Origin of the sequence: Alkanindiges illinoisensis DSM 15370 (genome assembly GCF_000619845.1) — a bacterium.
GTDB lineage: Bacteria > Pseudomonadota > Gammaproteobacteria > Pseudomonadales > Moraxellaceae > Alkanindiges > Alkanindiges illinoisensis.
In genome coordinates, this window is the sequence record NZ_JHUX01000004.1 from 395,618 (window position 1) to 416,856 (window position 21,239).

At 42.9% G+C, this 21,239-nt stretch carries 21 protein-coding genes and 1 tRNA gene; 14 read left to right on the forward strand and 8 right to left on the reverse strand.

Annotated features, from left to right (window positions below; translation table 11 throughout):
• Positions 1 to 15: 15 nt before the first annotated feature.
• Positions 16 to 1,026 (reverse strand): sulfate ABC transporter substrate-binding protein, encoded by a 1,011-nt coding sequence (locus tag Q337_RS0110675; RefSeq protein WP_034279910.1) that lies wholly within the window; start codon positions 1,024 to 1,026, stop codon positions 16 to 18.
• Positions 1,027 to 1,221: 195 nt separating this feature from the next.
• On the opposite strand from Q337_RS0110675, the gene gltX reads away from it, so the two are divergent.
• The 3 genes from gltX to Q337_RS0110690 all read left to right on the forward strand — a co-directional run bounded on the left by gltX (position 1,222) and on the right by Q337_RS0110690 (position 4,249).
• Complete coding sequence (gene gltX, locus Q337_RS0110680) at positions 1,222 to 2,739, forward strand: glutamate--tRNA ligase (protein WP_026471586.1); 1,518 nt, start codon at positions 1,222 to 1,224, stop codon at positions 2,737 to 2,739.
• 43 nt (positions 2,740 to 2,782) lie between these two features.
• Positions 2,783 to 2,858, forward strand: a tRNA-Ala gene (locus tag Q337_RS0110685).
• A 206-nt stretch (positions 2,859 to 3,064) separates the two neighbouring features.
• The gene (locus Q337_RS0110690; RefSeq protein WP_026471587.1) at positions 3,065 to 4,249 is read left to right on the forward strand and encodes a tyrosine-type recombinase/integrase; all 1,185 of its coding nucleotides are present in this window, start codon (positions 3,065 to 3,067) and stop codon (positions 4,247 to 4,249) included.
• Between the two features lie 275 nt (positions 4,250 to 4,524).
• Here Q337_RS0110690 and Q337_RS0110695 read toward each other — a convergent pair whose 3' ends face one another.
• A complete protein-coding gene (locus tag Q337_RS0110695) occupies positions 4,525 to 4,983 on the reverse strand; it encodes a hypothetical protein (protein WP_026471588.1) in 459 nt (152 codons plus the stop codon).
• Positions 4,984 to 5,200: 217 nt separating this feature from the next.
• Between Q337_RS0110695 and Q337_RS0110700 the strand changes: the two genes are divergently transcribed.
• From Q337_RS0110700 to Q337_RS0110725, 5 genes are all read left to right on the forward strand, one after another.
• The gene (locus tag Q337_RS0110700; protein ID WP_026471589.1) at positions 5,201 to 6,379 is read left to right on the forward strand and encodes a hypothetical protein; all 1,179 of its coding nucleotides are present in this window, start codon (positions 5,201 to 5,203) and stop codon (positions 6,377 to 6,379) included.
• A 69-nt stretch (positions 6,380 to 6,448) separates the two neighbouring features.
• Entirely contained in the window at positions 6,449 to 6,748 is a 300-nt protein-coding gene (locus tag Q337_RS0110705; protein ID WP_407636769.1) for a helix-turn-helix transcriptional regulator, read from the forward strand.
• Positions 6,749 to 7,113: 365 nt separating this feature from the next.
• Positions 7,114 to 8,199, forward strand: coding sequence for a YagK/YfjJ domain-containing protein (locus Q337_RS0110715; RefSeq protein ID WP_026471591.1), 1,086 nt, complete (start codon positions 7,114 to 7,116; stop codon positions 8,197 to 8,199).
• A 112-nt stretch (positions 8,200 to 8,311) separates the two neighbouring features.
• Positions 8,312 to 8,626, forward strand: a complete 315-nt coding sequence (locus Q337_RS17485; protein ID WP_051526795.1) for a hypothetical protein — start codon at positions 8,312 to 8,314, stop codon at positions 8,624 to 8,626.
• A gap of 236 nt (positions 8,627 to 8,862) precedes the next feature.
• Positions 8,863 to 9,852: a Fic family protein gene (locus Q337_RS0110725; protein WP_026471592.1), complete on the forward strand. Its 990-nt coding sequence runs from the start codon at positions 8,863 to 8,865 to the stop codon at positions 9,850 to 9,852.
• 216 nt (positions 9,853 to 10,068) lie between these two features.
• On the opposite strand, the gene Q337_RS0110730 is transcribed toward Q337_RS0110725, so the two are convergent.
• From Q337_RS0110730 to Q337_RS0110745, 4 genes are all read right to left on the reverse strand, one after another.
• Positions 10,069 to 10,626: a hypothetical protein gene (locus Q337_RS0110730; RefSeq protein WP_026471593.1), complete on the reverse strand. Its 558-nt coding sequence runs from the start codon at positions 10,624 to 10,626 to the stop codon at positions 10,069 to 10,071.
• Between the two features lie 109 nt (positions 10,627 to 10,735).
• On the reverse strand, positions 10,736 to 11,464 hold the full coding sequence (locus Q337_RS0110735) for a DUF805 domain-containing protein (protein ID WP_026471594.1): 729 nt from the start codon (positions 11,462 to 11,464) through the stop codon (positions 10,736 to 10,738).
• Positions 11,465 to 11,559: 95 nt separating this feature from the next.
• Positions 11,560 to 11,925 (reverse strand): hypothetical protein, encoded by a 366-nt coding sequence (locus Q337_RS0110740; RefSeq protein WP_026471595.1) that lies wholly within the window; start codon positions 11,923 to 11,925, stop codon positions 11,560 to 11,562.
• 578 nt (positions 11,926 to 12,503) lie between these two features.
• Entirely contained in the window at positions 12,504 to 13,034 is a 531-nt protein-coding gene (locus Q337_RS0110745; RefSeq protein WP_026471596.1) for a DUF6985 domain-containing protein, read from the reverse strand.
• A gap of 409 nt (positions 13,035 to 13,443) precedes the next feature.
• On the opposite strand from Q337_RS0110745, the gene Q337_RS0110750 reads away from it, so the two are divergent.
• The 3 genes from Q337_RS0110750 to Q337_RS19105 all read left to right on the forward strand — a co-directional run bounded on the left by Q337_RS0110750 (position 13,444) and on the right by Q337_RS19105 (position 15,440).
• Complete coding sequence (locus tag Q337_RS0110750) at positions 13,444 to 14,487, forward strand: DUF932 domain-containing protein (protein ID WP_026471597.1); 1,044 nt, start codon at positions 13,444 to 13,446, stop codon at positions 14,485 to 14,487.
• Between the two features lie 139 nt (positions 14,488 to 14,626).
• A complete protein-coding gene (locus tag Q337_RS19100) occupies positions 14,627 to 15,022 on the forward strand; it encodes a transposase family protein (protein ID WP_084494797.1) in 396 nt (131 codons plus the stop codon).
• Complete coding sequence (locus Q337_RS19105) at positions 14,970 to 15,440, forward strand: IS5/IS1182 family transposase (RefSeq protein WP_026471599.1); 471 nt, start codon at positions 14,970 to 14,972, stop codon at positions 15,438 to 15,440. The genes Q337_RS19100 and Q337_RS19105 overlap by 53 nt, the downstream gene beginning before the upstream one ends.
• Positions 15,441 to 15,637: 197 nt before the next feature.
• Here the strand turns inward: Q337_RS19105 and dcm are convergent, their stop codons facing one another.
• A complete protein-coding gene (gene dcm / locus Q337_RS0110765; RefSeq protein WP_026471600.1) occupies positions 15,638 to 16,915 on the reverse strand; it encodes a DNA (cytosine-5-)-methyltransferase in 1,278 nt (425 codons plus the stop codon).
• 89 nt (positions 16,916 to 17,004) lie between these two features.
• Between dcm and Q337_RS0110770 the strand changes: the two genes are divergently transcribed.
• From Q337_RS0110770 to Q337_RS0110780, 3 genes are all read left to right on the forward strand, one after another.
• Positions 17,005 to 18,381 (forward strand): McrB family protein, encoded by a 1,377-nt coding sequence (locus Q337_RS0110770; RefSeq protein WP_228133117.1) that lies wholly within the window; start codon positions 17,005 to 17,007, stop codon positions 18,379 to 18,381.
• Positions 18,382 to 18,394: 13 nt separating this feature from the next.
• Positions 18,395 to 19,660 (forward strand): LlaJI family restriction endonuclease, encoded by a 1,266-nt coding sequence (locus Q337_RS0110775; protein WP_026471602.1) that lies wholly within the window; start codon positions 18,395 to 18,397, stop codon positions 19,658 to 19,660.
• A 133-nt stretch (positions 19,661 to 19,793) separates the two neighbouring features.
• Positions 19,794 to 20,234 carry a very short patch repair endonuclease gene (locus Q337_RS0110780; protein WP_026471603.1) on the forward strand — a complete coding sequence of 147 codons (441 nt, stop codon included), beginning with the start codon at positions 19,794 to 19,796 and terminating at the stop codon, positions 20,232 to 20,234.
• Positions 20,235 to 20,238: 4 nt separating this feature from the next.
• On the opposite strand, the gene Q337_RS0110785 is transcribed toward Q337_RS0110780, so the two are convergent.
• On the reverse strand, positions 20,239 to 21,210 hold the full coding sequence (locus Q337_RS0110785) for a hypothetical protein (RefSeq protein WP_026471604.1): 972 nt from the start codon (positions 21,208 to 21,210) through the stop codon (positions 20,239 to 20,241).
• Between the last annotated feature and the right edge of the window lie 29 nt (positions 21,211 to 21,239).

The window sequence follows — 21,239 nt, forward strand, 5'->3', positions numbered from 1 at the left end:
CGAGCGGTGCTCGACTTATCGTGTCTCATATAACTGATCGAAAATAGCACCATTGACAAAATGGGTTTGCTGGGCCTTATGCCAGCCCCCAAATACATCACCAATGGTAAATAGCTTAATTTTGGGAAACTGTGCTGCATACTTGGCTTGTACTTGTCGGTCACGTGGCCGGAAAAAATATTTGGCGGCTAGCCCCTGCCCTACAGGCGAATACAGATAGTTTAAATAGCCTTTGGCCAGATTGCGGTTACCATCCTTGTCAACATTTTTATCAACAATTGCCACAGATGGTTCTGCCAAAATGGAAACAGACGGATAAACAATCTCAAACTGGTCTTTGTCCAGGCCACCCTTGGTGGCCAGCAGTGCTTCGTTTTCCCAGGACAGCAACACATCACCAATACCACGCTCGGCAAACGTGGTGAGCGAACCACGTGATCCTGAATCCAGCACTTTGACATTGTGATATAACTGCTTAACCAGCTCGCGTGCCTTGGCATCATTACCACCAGGCTGCTTGAGTGCATAACCCCAAGCCGCCAGATAAATCCAGCGCGGTGCGCCTCCGGTTTTTGGGTTAGGGGTAATAATTTCCACACCGGGCTTGGTTAAATCATTCCAGTCCCTAATGTTTTTAGGATTACCCTTACGCACTAGAAACACTACGGTTGAGGTATAAGGTGCGGAGTTGCTTGGAAACTCTTTTTGCCAGTTTTTATCAATCAATCCAGCATTACTGATTTCATCAATATCATTGGCTAGAGCCAGTGTCACCACATCAGCCTGCAAGCCATCAATCACGGCACGGGCCTGTTTGCCTGAGCCACCATGTGATTGCTGAAAATCAACGTCCTGACCTGTCTTATTTTTCCAGAACGTCGCAAATGATTTATTATATTCCTGATAAAACTCACGCGTTGGATCATATGACACATTTAAAAATTTGGTTTCTGCAAAAGCAGTGCTCATAACGCCCGTAGCGATCAGCACGGCCACCACAGTTTTTCTTATCCCCCGCTTGCGCATCAGTTATTACCTTGAATATTGTTTATGCTGGCAAGATTACGCAAAAACCTTTGCCCTGAAAAATAATTAAAATATGTTTTCTTATCTTATATTTTGCTAAATCTGCCAGCAGCGGCCAGCGCATGAATAGCGGGACGTTACCGTAAATTTTCCGCTATAATCGATCCAATCTAGAAATTTTGCATGCCAAGACCTATGACTGTTCGTACCCGTATTGCGCCCTCGCCAACTGGTTTCCCTCATGTTGGGACTGCTTATATTGCGCTGTTTAACCTGTGCTTTGCCAGACAACATGGCGGTGAATTCATTTTAAGGATTGAAGACACCGACCAGACCCGCTCTACGCCTGAGTCTGAAAAAATGATTCTGGATTCACTGCGCTGGCTGGGCTTAAGCTGGGCCGAGGGGCCGGATATTGGTGGGCCACATGCGCCCTATCGCCAAAGCGAGCGCATGGACATTTATCGGCAATATGCTGAAGACCTGGTGGCAAAAGACCATGCCTTTTATTGCTTTGCCAGTAGTGAAGAACTTGATCAAATGCGCGCTGAACAACAAGCACGCGGCGAAACGCCAAAATATGATGGACGCGGCTTAAAACTGTCCGAACAGGAAGTTCAACAACGTCTGGCTTCTGGTGAACCGCATGTGATCCGTATGAAAATCCCGCAAAATGGCACTTGCCAGATTGATGACATGCTACGCGGCACGATTGAAATTCCGTGGGAACAGGTGGACATGCAGATTTTGCTAAAGACCGATGGCATGCCCACTTACCATCTGGCCAATGTGGTGGATGACCACCTGATGCAGATTACTCATGTGATTCGTGGCGAAGAATGGATTCCATCCGCACCCAAACATCAATTGCTGTATCAGTATTTTGGCTGGGAAATGCCAGTACTGTGCCACATGCCGCTGCTACGCAATCCCGACAAATCCAAATTATCGAAACGCAAGAATCCAACCAGCATTACTTATTACCGCGATATCGGCATTTTGCCCGAAGCCTTGCTGAACTATCTGGGACGCATGGGCTGGTCGATGCCGGATGAGCGTGAACTGTTTGACTTAAATGACATGATTGCCAATTTTGACATTAAACGGGTGTCTTTGGGTGGGCCAATTTTTGATGTGGAAAAACTTAACTGGCTGAATGGGCAATGGATTAAAGGTCTAACACCGGGACAGTTACTGGACAAAATTCTGGCATGGCGTGGCAACCGGGAAAAACTCGAACAAATTGCTGCGGCAATCCAGCCACGTATTAACACCCTGTCTGATGCAATTGACTGGGCTGGGTTTTTCTTTAACCGTGTCCCCAAAGTTGGGCCTGACGCTTTTGCCAGCAAGAAGCTAAGTGAAGAACAAGTCCGTCAGAGTCTGCAACTGGCCGTATGGCGTCTGGAAGCACTGATCAGCTGGAATAAGGACACCGTAAGCCAAACCCTGATGACGCTGGCAGAGCAAATGGGCATCAAGCTGCGTGATTTTATGCCAGCATTTTTTGTGGCGATTGCCGGTTCAACCAGCAGTACCCCAGTGATGGAGTCGATGGTGATTCTGGGCGCTGACCTCACCTATGCCCGCCTGCGTGCAGCGCTGGAAGTGCTGGGTGGCGTGAGTAAGAATGAAACCAAAGCCTGGCAAAAACTTAATGAAAGTCTGCAACTGCTGAAAAATCCAGCAGATGATGACGCCAATCCAACTTAATGATTGACAGGATGACGCTGACTGCTTAACATCTGCAACCCATGGGGATATAGCTCAGTTGGTAGAGCGCTACAATGGCATTGTAGAGGTCAGCGGTTCGATCCCGCTTATCTCCACCATATTTAGATTCAAAGAAGTCCAAAATCGTCCGAAAAGCCTTGAAGCATATAGCTCCAAGGCTTTTTGTTGTCCAAGCTAATCCGATATGATCCATTGGAATCTAGGCATTTTGTTGGTAGATCTGTTGGTATATGATGGTATTTAAAAATCCATACCAACAAATCAGCCAAATCACTCATAACCCTTATGATTTGAGGATGCCAAGATGCTCACTGATGCCAAAATTAAAAAATTACCAATCCCGCCTACCACTCAGAAATCCCCTGACAAATATAGTGATATCCAGGGTTTACAACTTCATGTGTTCAGCACTGGCCGTAAATCCTGGTATATGGCCTACCGTTTTGAAGGCAAACAGAAGTCTTATGGCATTGGCACCTACCCTGAAGTATCACTTGCCGAAGCCAGAGAGAAAAAAGAGGATGCGCGAAGGCTATTGAAAAAAGGGATTGATCCTAATGCCCTGAAAAAAATTCAGCAAAAGGAAGATGCCGGGTTAAACAGCTTTCAGCATGTTGCTTTAGAGTGGTATGGCAAAAAACAGTCTGCCTGGGCAACCAGTACTGCCAATAAGGTTAAGCGTCGCCTTGAAGTTGATTTATTGCCCTATCTGGGTGAAAAGAATATTGCAGAGATTAGCGCACCGCAACTGCTTGAAGTGATCCGCCGTATTGAAGATCGCTCTGTTGATACGGCATACCGGGCATTGGAGGAATGTGGGCAGATTTTTCGCTATGGCATTGCAATCGGTACTAATGTTAATGATCCTTCAAGTGCATTACGCAGTGTACTCACCAAGCGCAGTAAAAAACATTTTGCTGCGATTACCGAACCAGGTGATGTTGGTACTTTATTGAAGACAATTGACGGGTTTAATGGCACATTCGTCGTTAAGTGTGCTTTACAGCTTGCTGCCCTGTTCTTTGTACGCCCAGGTGAATTACGGCAGGCCAAATGGTCAGAAATTGATTTTGAGCGGGCTGAATGGCGCTATTTTGTCACTAAGACCAAGCAAGACCATATTGTCAGTTTATCAAGGCAGGCTTTATGCATTTTGAAGCAATTGCATCAACTCACAGGTAGCCATGAGTACGTTTTTATTGGTGGCCGTGACCCAAAACGTCCTATGAGCGATGCTGCCATTAATGCCGCTTTACGACGCATGAAATACGACACCAAGACTGAAATGACAGGTCATGGATTCAGGGCAATGGCCAGAACCATACTGCATGAACGACTGGGTATGGATCGTGATGTGATTGAGCACCAGTTAGCTCACCGGGTGCCTGATGCGCTGGGTGGTGCTTATAACCGCACCCGGTTTCTTGATCAACGTAAAGCAATGATGCAGGCTTGGGCTGATTATCTGGATGAGCTGAAGGCTGGATAAATATTTACCCCTTTAAAAAGCAGGCTGGAATGCAAAGCTTGATACAAGCCAGCCTGTTTTGATAGCCAGATATCCAGTTCAAAGTACAACTATAACTATTTCATAAGGATTATTTAAATAGCCGGCTATGCTAATTAAAATATAAATTTTTATTTAGCTAAAGACGTAAATCTTCCAGATTCATATTCAAATAAATTATTTAAATGAGCGAAAATATATTAAATAACTATACTTAGTTATTTAAAAAAACCAAAGGTAAAAGATTAGTTAATACTTTAAAATTGCATTTCATCAAACTTTTCATTAATCCCTGGCTGATCTGTTTGGTGAACTGATTTTTTATGTTTTCTATTAATCTTCACGGTTTGTGCTGCATTTATTTCATTTAATTTTTTCAAAATCTCCTGGTTTATTCCAGTTTTTTCTTCTAGATTATTGTATCCAGACTCCTCAATAGTACGAATTATTTTCTGATATATAGGCTGAAATTTTCTTTTAAATTCGCGTTCAATTAATAGCTCAATATATTCAGCTCTTTCCATGTCTTTTCGGTGCATTAACAGTAAATTTAGAAAAACCTTGCTTTCGCTACTTATATAACCGCTGATACTAACTTTACCTTCTGCTTTCAATTTCTCACGGCGTTTTGTTTGCCGTGTAGCCCCAGTTGCATCATGCTTTGGGGAGGCTACGGGTTCTACAAAGTCACGGCTCAGATTTTCTACAAATGTCATTTTTCAACTATTCCAAGCTAGATCATTCAACCTTAATTCCACGTCAAATGATGTCAACTTATTATAAATTCATTTTGTAACCAAATGTGTAAATACTAGCGTTACTCGTCACGCTTTCAGGTAGGCTTCCTAATCATCAGATAATTAAAACAAAACATACCCTATTTAGCTAAATCATGTTAAATTTTACCATTTCCATTCTTATACTGCGTTTATCATGCACAAAAAAGACGCTAAATTACTTTCTGAAGTAGTGGTCCCAATACTGATTTATCCTTCTGATGAACCAAAGGGAAAAAACCCATCCATAGAAAAAGATGGTATCAATATGGGTAACCGCGAGGTGAATAGGACGAATAATTACTATAAGGCGACAGAGCTTTGTCCAGAAAAACTAATGGAAAATTTCTGTGCTTTGATTTTCTATACAAAAAAGCTTATACAACGGGCAAATTATACCGCAATTGAAATTGAGAAAAAATCAAAAGGCTACTCTTCCGGATTAACACCACACCTAAAGATAGTATTGAGATTGATGAAATTAAATATAGGTTATATGTCTGCTATAGGTGATGGTCATATAGGATGGCTAGGCCACAACAACCTAATGAACCCTTATCTAAAATTAGCACAGAATATTCAACCTATATTAAGAGAATGCTTCAAAATTATCCATCAACGCTCCAATACAAAAGAAGAGATAGAAAATATCAATATTGAATTAGTCAAAAAAATAAACTCAATGGCCATATATTATCAAAAACCAGAATTTAAACGATCAAGAAATGGTTTTGAATCAAAGCCAGAACAAAGGCGGAAGTCAATTTTAAAATATTTGAGAAAATTATTTACTATATTTCCAACTTTAAGTGTATTGAGATTTGATTTGCTATACGTTTTACCTAAAATAGGCGAGTACCCAAAGAACTATACCCCCTATCCAGGGGCTGATGAGTTGGTGAATCAGCGCACTCCTGAACTATATAAATTGATATCAATAATTAAGAGTGGAGAACACAGAAATTTGGATTTTTTATCGCGCTCATTAGTAGGCTATATGGCAATCTGTGACTATCATCAATACAAAGGAATGCATTTCCACGTTATGCTTTTTCTATCTGAACCATTGACACAAGAACAAGAAAAACATGCTGTTGATCAGATAGATATAGTGTGGCGTAGTACAACTATGCATAACTTAGGTTTTGCCTACCATTGTAATGAACAAAGTGGCTCTTATCGGTTTTCATTAATACCAACGCTTTATCAGGCTAACTGGTTTGACGATCCAGCTCTTAATCGCGCAATCGATTATTTCACGCGGCCTTCACATTTTTTTAAACTTGATACCTCCCACAAATTATTCTTTAAGGATAAAGTGAATAAGCTAAAATAGTCCCAGGTAATTTTATACAGACCTGCCCATTGATATGTGGAACCCGCCACCTATCACTTGGAGATCAACATGACTACCTGTCACAGCAACCAGCCATTTAATGCACCTGCTTCTACTGCTGCTATTACTAACCATCCTACTATGGCTACCCCGCCTATAGCATCCAATCGTATCCTGCGCTTAAAGCAGGTGACAGCGCTGACCGGCCTGTCCCGCTCAGCCATCTATGACCGGCTTGATCCCAAGTCAAAACGCCATGACCCTCATTTTCCCAAACAGGTCAAACTCGGCACATCCAGTAATGCCGCAGTCGGCTGGCATGAGGCTGAAATACTGGCCTGGATCAGCCAGTGTAGTGTGGTTGGCTAGCCAGTCTTTTTAAGTTCTTTTTTTATTATTTATTCCGCTTAACTCAACATCCATTTTTAGCCATTCCTGCTATCAGAAATCACCTGACCAGAAGCATTTGACGCATAGTGTAAGCCTTTGATACCAAGGCTTTGCATACCCTTGGCGTAAGCCATGCCCTGACGCTAATCAGCATGCTTGGGCCAGCCCTACATTACGGTTCTTATATTATTAAAACCAGAGAACAACTTTGATACTGCACCCGACAGGGTGCTGCGGTAGTCAACCTGTTCGTCCTGAGTTTAAGCCCAAGTACCGACACAATGGTGTCAATGCAAGCACATGCCTGGTCATTCCTCTGACAGCAGGAGGTGATGAGGTTACCCATGAATCATTATTTTCCCAATGAATATTTTCCCGAGGATGAGTTACCGTCCATCAGTCAACCATTTTTCCATGAACTGTTTAGTGACCTGTTCGCCATTGAACAGCTGGTGAACAGGCTTAAAAATTATGCTTACCCGCTATTTGGCCCGGTGCAGTATCTGGATGAAGTGACTGAGCCTGAACGGCTGGAACTACAGCAAGAGTTTCTGCGGTTAATTAAACGGGTGCCCAGCCTTGAAATCCTGTATCCGCATGCCAGCTTTTCTGTGCTGATCAGGAGTTTTATTGATTGTGTGAGTCCTTACCTCGAAGACGGGTTTGATTTACTGCAAGGCACTGCCGCTCAACAGGATTTAAACCAGTGTGTAGAAGATATCCGCCATAACCTGCAAAGGCCGGAAATCCGAAAGCGTAGCTACCGGGCCAATGAAAAATATGCTGACCAGGAAAAAGGCATTACCTCCTTTATTAACCACCTGTTTACCCAACATGGCCGGGTGATGGTATTGCGGCTGGATTTTGGTTATCGCATAGGGCAGTACCCATCCTTCCTAAAGATTGGCCATGACCGGGATAAGCTGATCCGTTACCTGCGGGAACGCCATGACCGGGAGGGCAAGGCATTCCTGGGTTGTATCTGGCGTATTGAATATGGACAGGAAAAAGGCTATCACCTGCATATGCTGATTCTGCTCAATGCCAACCGGGTCAGGGAAGATGTCACCCATGGCAGGCTAATCTGCGATTACTGGAACAATGCCATTACCCATGGTAATGGTACAGCCTATAATTGCAATGCCAACAAGCAGGCTTACCGGTTCTGCGGGATTGGTGAGGTCAAATGGAATGACCAGGATAAGCGTAAGATTTTTAAACAGGTTGCCCTATACCTGGCCAAGCCTGATCCACGGCTTGAGATTGCCCGGACTTTAGAGGCTGAACACTTTAAGGCAGCTCATGCGTTTATCCATGATTTACGCGCTGACCGATATCAGTATGACCGGATCAGAAATGGCCGGGTTTTTGGCACCAGCCAGCTGGATGAGTACAAGACCCGGCGCGGGCGTCACCGTCATATCAGTTAAGGTAAGGCTTACCCCTTTGATGGATGGATTCCAAAAAAACACAGGTACACATCATTTACATGAAGATTTCATGCTTCATTCCCTGTTTTTTTTCATCTTAAGGAATTCATCCATGACCATTTACTGTCCACGCTGCCAGTCTAGCAACCTGGCACTCATTCAGCAGGCCCAGCCTATCAATCAACCGGATTACAGCGATTCATCCATCGTGCTAAAAAGCATGGCCGGACTTGCCACCTTAGGGGTGACCATTGCCCGGCAAACCAGTATTGCCACACCACTGGCCGGTGGTATTGCAGGTGCGGTGCTAGGCTGCCTGTTTGGCAATGCTGCTGCATCCCAGCCTGCTTATCCACCACGTACCGATATTCGCTATACCTTGTGCTGCCAGGACTGCCAGCATGTATTTAGCCCTTCTGGCAGCTAGGGAGGCTATACCCATCGTCAGGTTTATCTGTTTAGCAGGTTGGCTATTGATCGAATGATTTGATTGATAGGTGGGCTAGCAGATTAAGGGCTACCGGAATAATTCCGGTAGTCCTTTTCGTTAGATGAGCATGTTTTATTTTTTTTATTAAGCCTTGAAATCTTATGATATAACAGATAATTAAAGGCTGAGAGGCCCTCTTAAAAGTTCAACTGACAGGTTTTAAAGATAAGCACATGGATCAGCACCCTTATTCTTTTACAACAACAACGCTCAACTTATTTGCCCGGATTCATGAGCTGGTTGGTCAGTTGACTGAGCATGTCAAGAATGACAATCAGAATGTGGTCAATGATGAGCGGCCAGAGTTTCACACTGAGGCCTTAATGACCACTGGGTATGGTGGGCAAGCGTTACCACAATGGCAGCCCCATTGTTTTGACGATTTTCTAGAAGCCTGTAGGTTAGTCTCTGGTATAGCAGTTGATTCTGATTTATTCAGGCAAGGCGAATCAAATTTACACTTTAGTGGTCAGTCAGGTCAGCAATGCTATCCACCCAGTGCAGGCCAAATCAAAAGATTCATTAAAGGCTTAATTGAAAATAAGCATAATCCACAGGAGCAACCACTCTTGCAGAGTATCTTTTTTCATTATGATTTATACCGGATACAACCTTTTGCAAGGATAGATGATATTTATCTAATTGCCCCTATCTGGCAAAAACTCATTCTTGGACACTGGCGCCCTGTGTTTCACCAGTTACCCATTGAACAGGCAATTGATGAGCAGGCAAAAGATTATCAGTTTAGCCTAGCCAGAAGTGTGAAAGCGGATGATCCTGCATCATTTGTTGAGTTCATGCTAGGAGTTATTTTAAATACCCTTCAGGAGACTTGTGACTGCTATAACCACCAGGAACAGGCAACTGCTCATTCTGCTAAAGCAGACAGTAGAAAATTCGGGGATGTATCAGCCAAGCAAAGTCCAGTAGAACCAAATGTCACACCATCACTTCGTCATGAAGCAAAAGCTTTGGTTAAGGCCATGGGACCAGCCGAATACAGTACTAAAGAATTAATGAACCTCATCGGCTTATCTCACCGGCCTACATTTATGCAAAACTATTTGCAGCCAGCTTTAGAGGCCGGATGGATTGAACGAACCAATCCTGATAAACCCAATAGCCCAAAACAGAAGTACCGGTTGCGCGTACAACCCTCATAAAGTCGAACTCCGTACAACTACCGTTCAAGTGGTGATGATATAAACGTGTAATTTTATCTACAGCTTTAACCAGAACCTATATTTATAAAAAACATCTAATACAATAGGTTAAACTTAACCGTTCAAGTACCGTACAAGTTTTCTTGAGGGCATACAGTTGCTTCCTGAAACGGTATCTTGCCTGATGTGCATATTCGGCAAGATAGCTATTAGATGCTATTCATGACCAGGCATGGTTTCTGCATTCACCTGATCGGCAGTTTGTAATGGCCCAGTAAGGGCAGCTTTCAACTGATCCTGCATGAGTGCCGTATTATCTGTCGATGTCATCTGATCAATATCATTTGACTGTGGTTGAATTGCAGGTGGCTGTGCCGGGCGTAAAGCACGCTCTCCCAAGGCAGCGATTTTGGCATTAATACGCCAGCCATCATCTACTTCAAAGGGATATTCATCTTCACCTCTAAACCAGCGCAGCAGGATATTGGGTCGCTCTTTTTTCAGATGCTCAATTTTCTGGTCAAACAGGGTTAGCATCTGTCTATAGTTAGCCTGGCCAATTTCCCTTGCAGCCTCTGCCTCGTGAGCAACCAGCTCAGCTTTTTGTGTCTGGGCTTGCAGGATCATCAATCTGATTTTTACGTCAGTGCAACGCACGGTATAGCTACCCATGCATTCAGTGCGGTAATCATAGTTAAGCTTGGCCTCCCGGACATCAGAGCAAGCAGACAACAGGATCAGGGTGCTCAAGAGCACCGGAATAGATAGTTTCATGATCTGATCAATTTAACGGGGTGAGTTAATAATGAGTGACCGGCAGTATTAATAGCCGTTGCGCGCATAACTAAACATTTGCAACGGCTATCCTATTTTGATCATTAAGTTATTTAACCGGTGAGCCGTACTGGTTAGCTTCCATCTCACCTTCCTGCGCCCACCAGAATGCCAACACCAGGATACCCAGCACTGGAATCAAGCCCAGCAGTGTCCACCAGCCGGAACGGCCCGTATCATGTAACCGTCTTGCAGATACCGCTAAGGAGGGTAATAAGAGCAGCAGGGTGAACAGGTTGACAAAGACACTGTCCGGCCCAGCCACAATACTGCCCAGCACAATGATTACCGTATAGGCCAGGCTAAAAAACCAGAATTCCTTGCGGCGTGCCCGTCCCTTGAAGTTGACATAATTCCAGATGCACTTTTGATACCAGTCCATGGGGCTGTACTGCTCTTCGGTTTTATTCTTCGGTGGACTAAACAGCTGCTCCCAAATATTGCTGGCCGGGTGTGCTGATGTGGCTGTCCCTGCTGCTGCTCCACTAAGCGTCGATGCAGCAGCCAGGCCAGGTGCTGCTGGTGCGGATACTGCCGGGCTTACAGCAGGCTGTGCGATGCTCGGGCTAACTGTTGCCGTGCTCGCTGATTCTGCTGCCATGATATAAATGCCGGTGGCATGGCCTAGTGCATCAATATCAAAGTCCACTTCCATCCCGCGTATGGGTAATGCCTGTTCCTTCCATTCACTACCATTAAATGAATAGCGCTTGTTGTCATTACCGGAAATAATGCCGGTGCTGGTCTGTATGGAAAAATCCAGTATCTTGCCTTTCATGTTGATATCCCCGTTATCCTGTTCATTGTTTGCTGATTACCTGCTGCCTTGCCATGCTGCTGGGTCTGCCCATCCTGGGTCAGTGTTAGGCTTTATTAAAAATTAAAGGTATAGGTGTCCTGATCGGTGGTCACACTCACTTCCTTGACATTATCCTGGTCACAGCTGAGCTGGCCCTTGATTTCCTGGCCATACGGCAACGGATCAGGATGGCTAAACCAGTGGCTGACCTTACAGTTGCCCCGATTAATGCTGGCATCGGTGACTTTGACGGAATCCTCAATGGCGCGGATATGCACATAGGTCAGGTATTCGGGATACCATGGCTTGGAACCATCGGGATTAAGTGGATTAACCTCCTGGTCAATTTGCACTTCAACCGGTGCTGAACTGCCGCCACAGCCAGACAGGGCAAAGGCCGCCATCAATCCAGTCAATAAAGCGATCATCATTGTTTTCATGTTATTTCCCCATCCTGTTCTGGCCTGCTATGAATCTAGCGGCGTACAGGAATTGATGTGTATTGGCACACAGCAACGACAGGCCTAGAACTTACAGACAGGTCAGCCTGTGCAGGGCCATAGTGCTGGTCATACGTGATTATTGGATTGGCTTAAACCAAAATTAAGAACGGACTAGGCCGAACTGGCTTGCAATAGCGAATGTATTTTTAGGATGGGGATAAAACCGCAGGGATGATTCAATATAGTCATGACTGACTCCTAGATGAGATTAGAAGTCCTGCCAGATCACTGCTAAATGATGGGTGGCAGAACGAAAAGGGGTTAGCAGACTGGTCATCTAGGAACCAGCACGCGCGAACGCGTCCCCCTCCCGTTCCACCGCAGAGGGGGGCGAGAAAGGCACACGTAATACACAGGCATAAGCCAAAGGATTACGCGCTAGATGAACTCGGTCTGCTAAAACCGTCTGGCAATGTAGGCCAGCCCAAAAAGCATAATGTTGGGCAGTGGCTTAGTCAATGGCATTAAACAGGTTAAGCCAATTGTTTTATAGCGATTAAACCAATAAGGGTGGTTTACCCTAAAGTCGTGTAATAGATCACATTCTCCAGGGCGTCATCTGCATAAGCATCTGAGTTAGTGACATGGCCGTCATAGGCACCAACCTTGCATACCTGGCTACCATTTTTAAAGACAATCATTAAGCCATGCTCAGGTTCCCAATCGCATTCGCAGGATAAGGTGATATAGACATCTTGATCATTCTCCGTACGTCTTGATACAGCAGCTTCATCACCAAGTTCAATATGGTTCCATATCTGGTCAGGTGAATGAATCTCTATATATTCTTCATCACCGGGTTCCCAGAATGAGTTCATGACTTGGTAATACTGAAAAATGTAGGGCTGTGCCGCTTTAAGTATTTCAGGTGAGGCATTTAAAAAATTAGCAATGGCTGTGTGATAGCTTTCCTGATCAGCAGTTGTCTCATAACCCTCAATATCAAAATAACACGATTGCTCCAGCATCGGGATATAAACAGGCTGACTTTGATAATGGCCAAACTGTGGTTCTTTGATCACTGTACCCAAGTTGGGAATATCCATTAAAAGCTCCTGAATTTTAGTTTATTGATTTTATCTACCTGGATAGGTAATAGAGGTATATATCAATGTAGCGAATGCTACTGATTGCTCAATGAGGATAGCATGTACGTCAATTTTTCATGAGATTTTCCAGCAAGTTGCGATAGCAGCATAGCGCCTTGTTAGGACAGGACAAAATGTTTCAGCTATATGCTTATCAATTTACAAAAGCGAACTTTCCAGAAAATCCCTTAATTGCAGTTTTTTACAGCTATATATCATCTAGGGGATGCGTGAACTTGTATTAATTGACCGCTTTCTTCACGTCACAATATTTCATCATTTTTTAATCTCGCACTAACAGCACAGGCCATGGCAATCACTGCTATGGCCTGTGCTGTTTTGCATTTCTATTCTTAAGGATATCATCATGGCACATTTAATTGATTCAATGGCTTTTGTCGGTCAAACCCCCTGGCATGGCCTTGGCAACCAGTTGACCCCAAGGCAACCGATTGAAGTCTGGGCACGGCAAGCGGGTATGAATTGGACAATAGAAGCATCCCCCGTCCATTACTTGACCCAGTTGCCTAATTTGGATGGTAGTGATCCTAAAGCTTCCTTTCACACTGGCAAACATCCCAAGTGCGATATCCTGCTGTCCTTTGATGAGCAACAGGTACTCTACCGTTCTGACAATCAGGCACCGTTATCAGTAGTGAGTCAGCGCTATCAGGTGGTACAGCCCCGCGAGATTCTGGAGTTCTACCGGGAGTTAACCGAGAAAGCGGACTTTGAGCTGGAAACCGCTGGCGTATTAAAAGGTGGCAAGAAGTTGTGGGCACTAGCACGCACTGGACAATCGGCATCCATCAAGGGTAAGGATGTATCTAATGGCTATATCCTCTTGGCTACCGCCTGTGATGGCTCCATGGCAACCACGGCTCAGTTCACGTCCATTCGTGTGGTGTGTAATAACACGCTGGCGATTGCACTGCGGCAGGGCAAAGCACTAGGCAAATCATCCAGCTCACTTAACAATCAGGGCATGGTGAAAGTGCCACACAACACCCGGTTTGATGCACAAAGCGTTAAGCAACAGCTAGGTATCTCCATCTCTGCCTGGGATGAATATATCTACCAGTTAAACCAGCTATCTAACCGCAAGGTCAAGAATGCTGAGGTAGACCGTTACCTATGGCAGGTGTTTAATGACAAGACAGCGCCGATCAGCAGCAGCTTTAACGAGCGCGCCATGACCAAGTGCAAGTCATTGTTTGAAGGGCATGGCCGCGGTGCCATGCTGGAGTCTGCCAAGGGAACAGCTTATGGCCTGCTCAACAGCGTCACCGAGTTTGTGGATCATGAACGGCGAGCTAAAAGTACCGATCACCGGCTGGAATCCGCATGGTTTGGTAATGGTGCAGTGATTAAGCAGCGGGCGCTGGATTTGGCAGGATTAATGGTTGTATAGATCATGAATGAAAAGCTGATGGGAACATTGGCTTTTTATTTTTTCTCCAAAATAGATCTCTTTCATAAATCAAAAAACGATCTTCTTTTTGGTTAATATTTGCACTCCGGATTTCTTGGCATTCGTGCATAATCTGCGGATGAAATACATCGATTCAAACAAGCTTTCTGATCCTCAGTTCAAGCGATACACAGGCATCTCATGGTCAACCTTTTATTTAATGGTTGAGCAATTGCAGAAGCATGTCTGTGCCAAAGGCAGACCACCCAAGCTAAGCCTCGAAGACCAAGTTCTGCGCTGTCTGAGCTATTGGCGCGAGTATCGAACCTTATTTCACGTTGCGACGAGTTACGGGGTTTCAGAGCCCACAGCCTCAAGCATTGTCCGTCATGTTGAAGACTGCCTGATTCGGTCCAATCTGTTTAATTTACCCAAAGATTTACCCGAGGGCGAAGGCATCGACTGGAATGTTGTGATCGTGGATGCCACGGAAATTCCAATCCAAAGGCCTAAAAAAACAATCGAGTCGCTATAGCGGCAAGAAAAAGACCCATACCTTTAAAGTACAGGCCATGATTCACTACAAAACTCAGCAAATTCTGAGTTTATGTACCAGTCGCGGTGCAGTGCATGATTTCGAGTTGTTCAAACGCAATTTAAACCAGATTCCTTTTGGGGCTTTTATCCTTGCAGATAAAGGCTATCAGGGGATTTATGTGTTGTATCCCAATAGCCTGTTGCCATTAAAAGCCAAAAGACACTGTAAATTGGATCCTGAATTGAAAATCTATAATCAGGAAATTAATAAAAGAAGAATCGGAATTGAGCATGTATTTGGCAGCCTGAAAACCTTCAAAATCCTTGCTGAGCGTTATCGAAATAGAGGTAAAAGGCTTGGTTTGAGATTCAATTTAATCGCTGGAATTTATAACTTGGAGCTGAGTAAAAAATGATTTATGAAAGGGGTCTAATAAAGCTATTATTAGAATTGAATACACAAAGAGCACTTCCTAATAATTCTTTATATTCTTTTGAGGGTAAAGCTTGCCGTGTATAACTCTCATACATAATACTAACTACCAGATATTTAGTTTTTAATAACTTTCCAAATTTAGCATAATAAAGCCAAAAATGTTAAAGTATAATAACATCACGGCTTCTGCTGAGCTCTATTCATTGTATGGACCATTTTTTCTGCTACTGCCCTAATCACATTCATGCAGACAGAATTTCCAAATTGCTTATATATCTGTCCCTGAGAAACCGCATCAATGATATAATTTTCTGGAAAGCCCTGTAGTCGTGCACATTCACGGGGCGTCAGTTTACGGGGATTTAAACCATGCTCTGACTGATCAATCAGTATTTCTGACCCATCCTTGTAGTAGCGTGCACTTAGAGTATTGGTATATGCACTTTCACTATTATAAAGCGTATAACCAAAACCATTTCCTTTTTCCTTATGCTGATCCTTTCTACGCTGATGACCGTCCCACAGTTTGTCAGAAATGGTATAAAAATCTCCTCGGGTTTGTATTTGCTCACGATCTTCAAGAATATCACCTACTCTTGTAGGTATACCTGATGGTATAGGCCACTCAAACAACTGATCGAAATCTACATCCTCACCATAAAAGTCCTTGTCAAAACCGACAATAAAAATCCTTTCACGATTCTGGGGAGCACCAAAGTCTGCTGCCCGTAAAACTTTATAATCTACCCAGTAATTTAATCTTGCTGATAAAGCATGCCGAGCTTCCTCACTCATGGGTATATCCTGAGAGATATCCTGTTGAGTTTCACCCCGCAAAATATCCAGAATGGTTTTAAGGGTTCTGCCTTTATCATGACCCCTCAGTTGCTTTACATTTTCCAGTAGAAAAGCTTTAGGCTTCTTTTCGGCAAGAATGCGCTGAATTTCAAAGAACATCGTACCACGCGCATCATTGAAACCTTTTTTTAGACCTGCCTGTGAGAAAGTCTGGCAGGGAAAACCTGCAAGTAGCACATCATGCTCAGGTATGCTGCTTGCAGAAATTTGCGTAATATCCCCTGCCGGCATTTCACCAAAATTAGCAGCATATGTTTTCTGGGCAAACTTGTCCCACTCTGAAGTAAACACGCAGCGGCCACCGAGTTGCTGAAATGGTAATCTGATTCCACCAATCCCTGCAAACAAGTCAATAAAGCGAAATAGAGGCTCTTGCTGTTCATCAGCCTTAAAAGGCGCATTGTCAGTCATTCTGAGAATCTGTTCCCACTTGTTTTTGGTAGGAACATGCTCGCCGGACTCCCAGCCTCTTATGGTGCGCTCGCCATTCTCCTTCATGTCAAGAAGCATGGCAAAATCTTTTAAGCTTAATCCCATATTCTTACGTTTTGTTTTAATATAAGATGCCTTATCAGCTATAAATTCAATGTATTTCATAACAGCAACTTATCCGGTTTTTGACCCGGATATTAAGCATTATTTTACTTGAAACGTCAATATATAATTAGGTAAGGAGCAAGATTTTCGTGACTGCGGCTACTATGAATCAACTTGCAGATATGGCTAATAATTTAAATACAAAAATGGATTTTGAATATCTGCCTGCTGCTCCAACTATTCGTTTTTCCAATACAGGACAACGGGGAGATGCCAAGTATTTTGATATTTCCCTTATTTCTTTAAAAAAAACTTTAGTTGATATAGGGAAAAATTTTGAAGCCTTTGAAGGCAACGAAGAGTACGTTGAAAGTAAATGGAGAAATCTGTTTCCAAAATATTTAACAGATCCTGCAATAAAAACCCTGTCTACCGTGCAGACCCTGCCGCTCTTTACCGTCATAAATAAAATTTTGTATCTTACCAATAATACAGGTGAAGCATACTCTGAGAAAATAATGCCCCTGACGAAAGATAATTTAAGATCAGCTATTAAATTCTTAAAAGCACAGATACCTTCCGAGCAGTCAGAAAACAGAATTTCCAGTCTCCTACAGATTGGGGAAAACATCATTTTCTACGGCGCTCCTGGTACTGGGAAAAGCTACGCAATTGATCAGCGAACAAATGATTTGAATGCCATTCGTACAGTTTTTCATCCTGATACCCAGTACAGTGATTTTGTTGGATGCCTCAAGCCCTCTATGAATGGAAATGATATCCGGTATAGTTTTAAGGCTGGTCCATTTACGGAAGCTATCATCAGGGCGTGGAACGATCGGGAAAATCACTTTTTTCTGGTGATTGAAGAATTAAACAGGGCACCAGCTGCTGCTGTCTTTGGAGATATTTTTCAATTGCTGGATAGAAATGAGCGCGGAGAAAGTACCTATTCTTTTAATGTTGCAGATCCTGATCTGCTGGTTTATTTAAAAGAATATGTAAATGATTTTCCTGAAAATGGAAAATTAAAAATACCTGCCAACCTATCAATCTATGCCACGATGAATAGTAGTGATCAGGCAGTCATGCCGCTAGATACGGCTTTTAAACGCCGCTGGCAGTTTGAATATAAGAAACTGGATTTTAGTAATTCTGCCACCGGCTCATTAGAGCTGAACATTGGTGGAATACTGGCCCATGTTGAATGGAAAGATTTTGCTCAGGCTATAAACGCGATACTTTCAGAAAACTCCATACCGGAAGATAGACATCTGGGACCATGGTTTATCAGCAATTCCGAATTGGCTGAACCGGAAAAAATGAGGAAGACATTAACTGGCAAGCTGTTTATGTATTTATGGGATGATGTGTTAAGGCACGGTAGAAATAATCTAATATTTAATAACGATATACGTACTTATGGCGCGCTGGTCACTGCTTATGAAAAAGGGGAATCCATACTTTCTGAAAATCTAACTGAACTCCTAAAACCTTTGTCAGAAGCAGATACCCCTATAGAGTAGGCTCTGGAAAATAATGAGTGAGTTTTATTTTTATAATGACCGCATGGCCGTTACGGCGTTACCGGAAAATTTACGAACATACATTACCTCCGCCGGACTGGTCACAAATGACAGTGAGCAAAGGGTTTCTTTTTGCGGCCTAGTCATTCATGAACATAACTTAAATATTTTTTTGCCTCGCTCATCCACTATGACAGGGGCAACATTAGGGCGTAAACAGCAGCTTGCTTCACGTCTGATGCAGACTATTGACCGTTACGGCAGAAGTTCCAGTACAGCCATTAAAACCACTGATGAAGGCGAAGGAAGACAGGGACTAACCCAGCTTGGACTCATCATTTCCCTTCTGGATGATTATAGAAATAATGGCCTATACAGTCGCCGGCAGACTTTAAACACCACAAATTCAGGCAGGATAGACTGGCCAAAAACCATCAATAAAAATCTTCCCTACCCTGACCATAACAACAATCCTGTCTATCTTAATCTGCATGGGCGGCACTCTCGGTATTTATCCAATACAGAGGTCTCAAGAATTCATGCAGCTATCATCAGACAGACTGCTAAAAAATATGGATGGATTATTAATGAATATGTACCTTTGCTTGAGGCCGAGTTAAACAATGTGCCTCAGCCAGCTGGCAATCAGAAATACCAGTTAGCACTTCTACGGCAGGAACTTTCCCTCACTTATTCAGAACGTGACATTCTATTGCTACGACAGCTTATAAAGTACCTTGAGGCACAACACGGTTCCAATCCCAGTCATTTTATCGCGGGACTAACACGTTTTCATCATGCTTGGGAGTATATGCTCGGTCAGGTACTTCATGGCATTATCAATATCAACAGCCAGCTTCCTATTCCGGTATATATTCATGAAGATGGACATGTCGAAAATGCTGCCGGCATGCGTACCGATATCGTACTTAAGGATCCAGAAAATAAGTGCCTAACTGTTATTGATGCAAAATACTATACTGCAACTAACGTAGGCAATTCCCCAGGCTGGGGCGATATTGTTAAGCAGCTCTTTTACGCAAAAGCATTAGAAAATGTATGCTCCAAGAAAGAGAAATATCAAATGAAGAATATATTTATCTTTCCGGGACATAAGCCAGCATTCAGACAGATCCGGATGCGTTCAAGACAGGAAGGACTATCATATCTGGATGATCAGTTTCTACCCATAACCTGCCTATATGCCTGCCCCCTGAAAATTATTGACCTGTTTAGTACCAGACAAAAAATACTGCTTTCTGAACTCACAAATCCATAAAACCAGATCACACCTGAATACCTATATCTAACAGCGATTATTAATAAAAAATTCTATATTTCCAGAATAAGTATTTGACTGCTTTTCACAGGTAATCATATTGTTTTGGTAGTTAAGGATGGGAAAATTTCTGATGACTGATATTGTAGACAGCCAGACCCGTTCACGGATGATGGCAGGAATAAAAAATAGTAATACCAGACCTGAAATGCTTATCCGCAAAGCCTTGCATGGAATGGGTTTCCGCTACCGCCTGCATGATAAAAAACTGCCGGGTAAGCCTGATTTGGTACTGCCCCGCTATAATGCTGTTATCCAGATTCATGGCTGTTTCTGGCATGCCCATAATTGTCCTCTATTTAAATTACCAAAAACGCGGACAGAATTCTGGCAGGAAAAAATTACTGGAAATCAGGCGCGTGATAAGAAAAACGTAGAAAAATTAATGGCACAGGGCTGGCGGGTTTTAATCTGGTGGGAATGTAATACCCGTAAACCGGACAGTTTCCAAATAGCTCTGCAAGAAGCGGTGCACTGGTTGCAGGGCAATGAAAAATATCTGGAAATCGGATAAATAATTATCCTAAAGTTTTAAAGTATTGTGCCGGACAGATTTTTGTTGGATTACTTGATGTTTCTGATCTCATACCTGTTCCACCCTCTATCACATTACTTCCTAGGTATTTAATAAAATCACTTATACCTATTAGCTTCCATGCTAAAAAATTACGCTCAGTCTGATTATCAATGTGTCTAACTACATAAAAGACTGGACATTCCGATAATTCCTGTATGGCACTTAAAGCTTTGATTCTGTCTAAATCCATGCCAAAACCTGAAGGAGGCCTCTTTGAGAGATCTTTTTCCTTAATCTCTAGAATAAGATATTTACCTGGTGAACCATTCTGTTTTTTCTCAATTATCAGATCAATATCACTTGGGATACCGTGCTCGCGGCCAAATCCAATAAATCCATCAAAAAATAGTCTTTGAACATATAGAGCTATTAAATTTTCCTGAGAGAATCTAGCTAGTTTGGATATATGAAAATCTTTTAGACTGGCCGGAATATTATTCTTTTTAGTGCGCTTTTTGAGGGGATAGTATGTTAATAAATCACTTATATCAGCTTGGATAAAGTCCAGATTATTTTTATCGAAATAAAAAACCTGAAAATTCGGTACAGATAGTTTTAAACCTATTTGCATCACATCCTCACTTTTCCAGTCCTGAAATGCCTTGGTATTATCCCACTGAATATAAAAAAGCTGGCGGCAGTCCAGTTTTGATATCTGAATATAAATATTTCTATAATTAGAATAATGATCATCGGATATGGTGAAATATATTGTATCTGTTAAAGAAGTATTCTTAGGCTTCGGCGGCAGGAAATATCCTCCAGCAAACACCTGAGTTATGGGTCTATTTACTGCCATCCATTCCTGAAAGTCTAGTTCACCCACAAACCCCTTATATCTGTGGTGGTATTGAATGTCTCCCATAACATTTTGGGATAAAAGAATATGAAGGCATTCAAGTATAGAGTTCATAATTTATTTTAGGCCTATGAGTATGAATT

Bases quoted from the DNA above. Each gene is read 5' to 3' on its own strand.
- Q337_RS19105 (WP_026471599.1), top strand. From the start codon at position 14,970: ATGCCACGGAAATTCCAATCCAAAGGCCTAAAAAAACAATCGAGTCGC.
- dcm (WP_026471600.1), bottom strand. From the start codon at position 16,915: ATGAAATACATTGAATTTATAGCTGATAAGGCATCTTATATTAAAACA.
- Q337_RS0110715 (WP_026471591.1), top strand. From the start codon at position 7,114: ATGAATCATTATTTTCCCAATGAATATTTTCCCGAGGATGAGTTACCG.
- Q337_RS17485 (WP_051526795.1), top strand. From the start codon at position 8,312: ATGACCATTTACTGTCCACGCTGCCAGTCTAGCAACCTGGCACTCATT.
- Q337_RS19100 (WP_084494797.1), top strand. From the start codon at position 14,627: ATGAAATACATCGATTCAAACAAGCTTTCTGATCCTCAGTTCAAGCGA.
- Q337_RS0110750 (WP_026471597.1), top strand. From the start codon at position 13,444: ATGGCACATTTAATTGATTCAATGGCTTTTGTCGGTCAAACCCCCTGG.
- Q337_RS0110700 (WP_026471589.1), top strand. From the start codon at position 5,201: ATGCACAAAAAAGACGCTAAATTACTTTCTGAAGTAGTGGTCCCAATA.
- Q337_RS0110695 (WP_026471588.1), bottom strand. From the start codon at position 4,983: ATGACATTTGTAGAAAATCTGAGCCGTGACTTTGTAGAACCCGTAGCC.
- Q337_RS0110780 (WP_026471603.1), top strand. From the start codon at position 19,794: ATGACTGATATTGTAGACAGCCAGACCCGTTCACGGATGATGGCAGGA.
- Q337_RS0110785 (WP_026471604.1), bottom strand. From the start codon at position 21,210: ATGAACTCTATACTTGAATGCCTTCATATTCTTTTATCCCAAAATGTT.
- Q337_RS0110745 (WP_026471596.1), bottom strand. From the start codon at position 13,034: ATGGATATTCCCAACTTGGGTACAGTGATCAAAGAACCACAGTTTGGC.
- Q337_RS0110675 (WP_034279910.1), bottom strand. From the start codon at position 1,026: ATGCGCAAGCGGGGGATAAGAAAAACTGTGGTGGCCGTGCTGATCGCT.
- Q337_RS0110735 (WP_026471594.1), bottom strand. From the start codon at position 11,464: ATGAAAGGCAAGATACTGGATTTTTCCATACAGACCAGCACCGGCATT.
- Q337_RS0110705 (WP_407636769.1), top strand. From the start codon at position 6,449: ATGACTACCTGTCACAGCAACCAGCCATTTAATGCACCTGCTTCTACT.
- Q337_RS0110730 (WP_026471593.1), bottom strand. From the start codon at position 10,626: ATGAAACTATCTATTCCGGTGCTCTTGAGCACCCTGATCCTGTTGTCT.
- Q337_RS0110725 (WP_026471592.1), top strand. From the start codon at position 8,863: ATGGATCAGCACCCTTATTCTTTTACAACAACAACGCTCAACTTATTT.
- Q337_RS0110740 (WP_026471595.1), bottom strand. From the start codon at position 11,925: ATGAAAACAATGATGATCGCTTTATTGACTGGATTGATGGCGGCCTTT.
- Q337_RS0110690 (WP_026471587.1), top strand. From the start codon at position 3,065: ATGCTCACTGATGCCAAAATTAAAAAATTACCAATCCCGCCTACCACT.
- Q337_RS0110775 (WP_026471602.1), top strand. From the start codon at position 18,395: ATGAGTGAGTTTTATTTTTATAATGACCGCATGGCCGTTACGGCGTTA.
- gltX (WP_026471586.1), top strand. From the start codon at position 1,222: ATGACTGTTCGTACCCGTATTGCGCCCTCGCCAACTGGTTTCCCTCAT.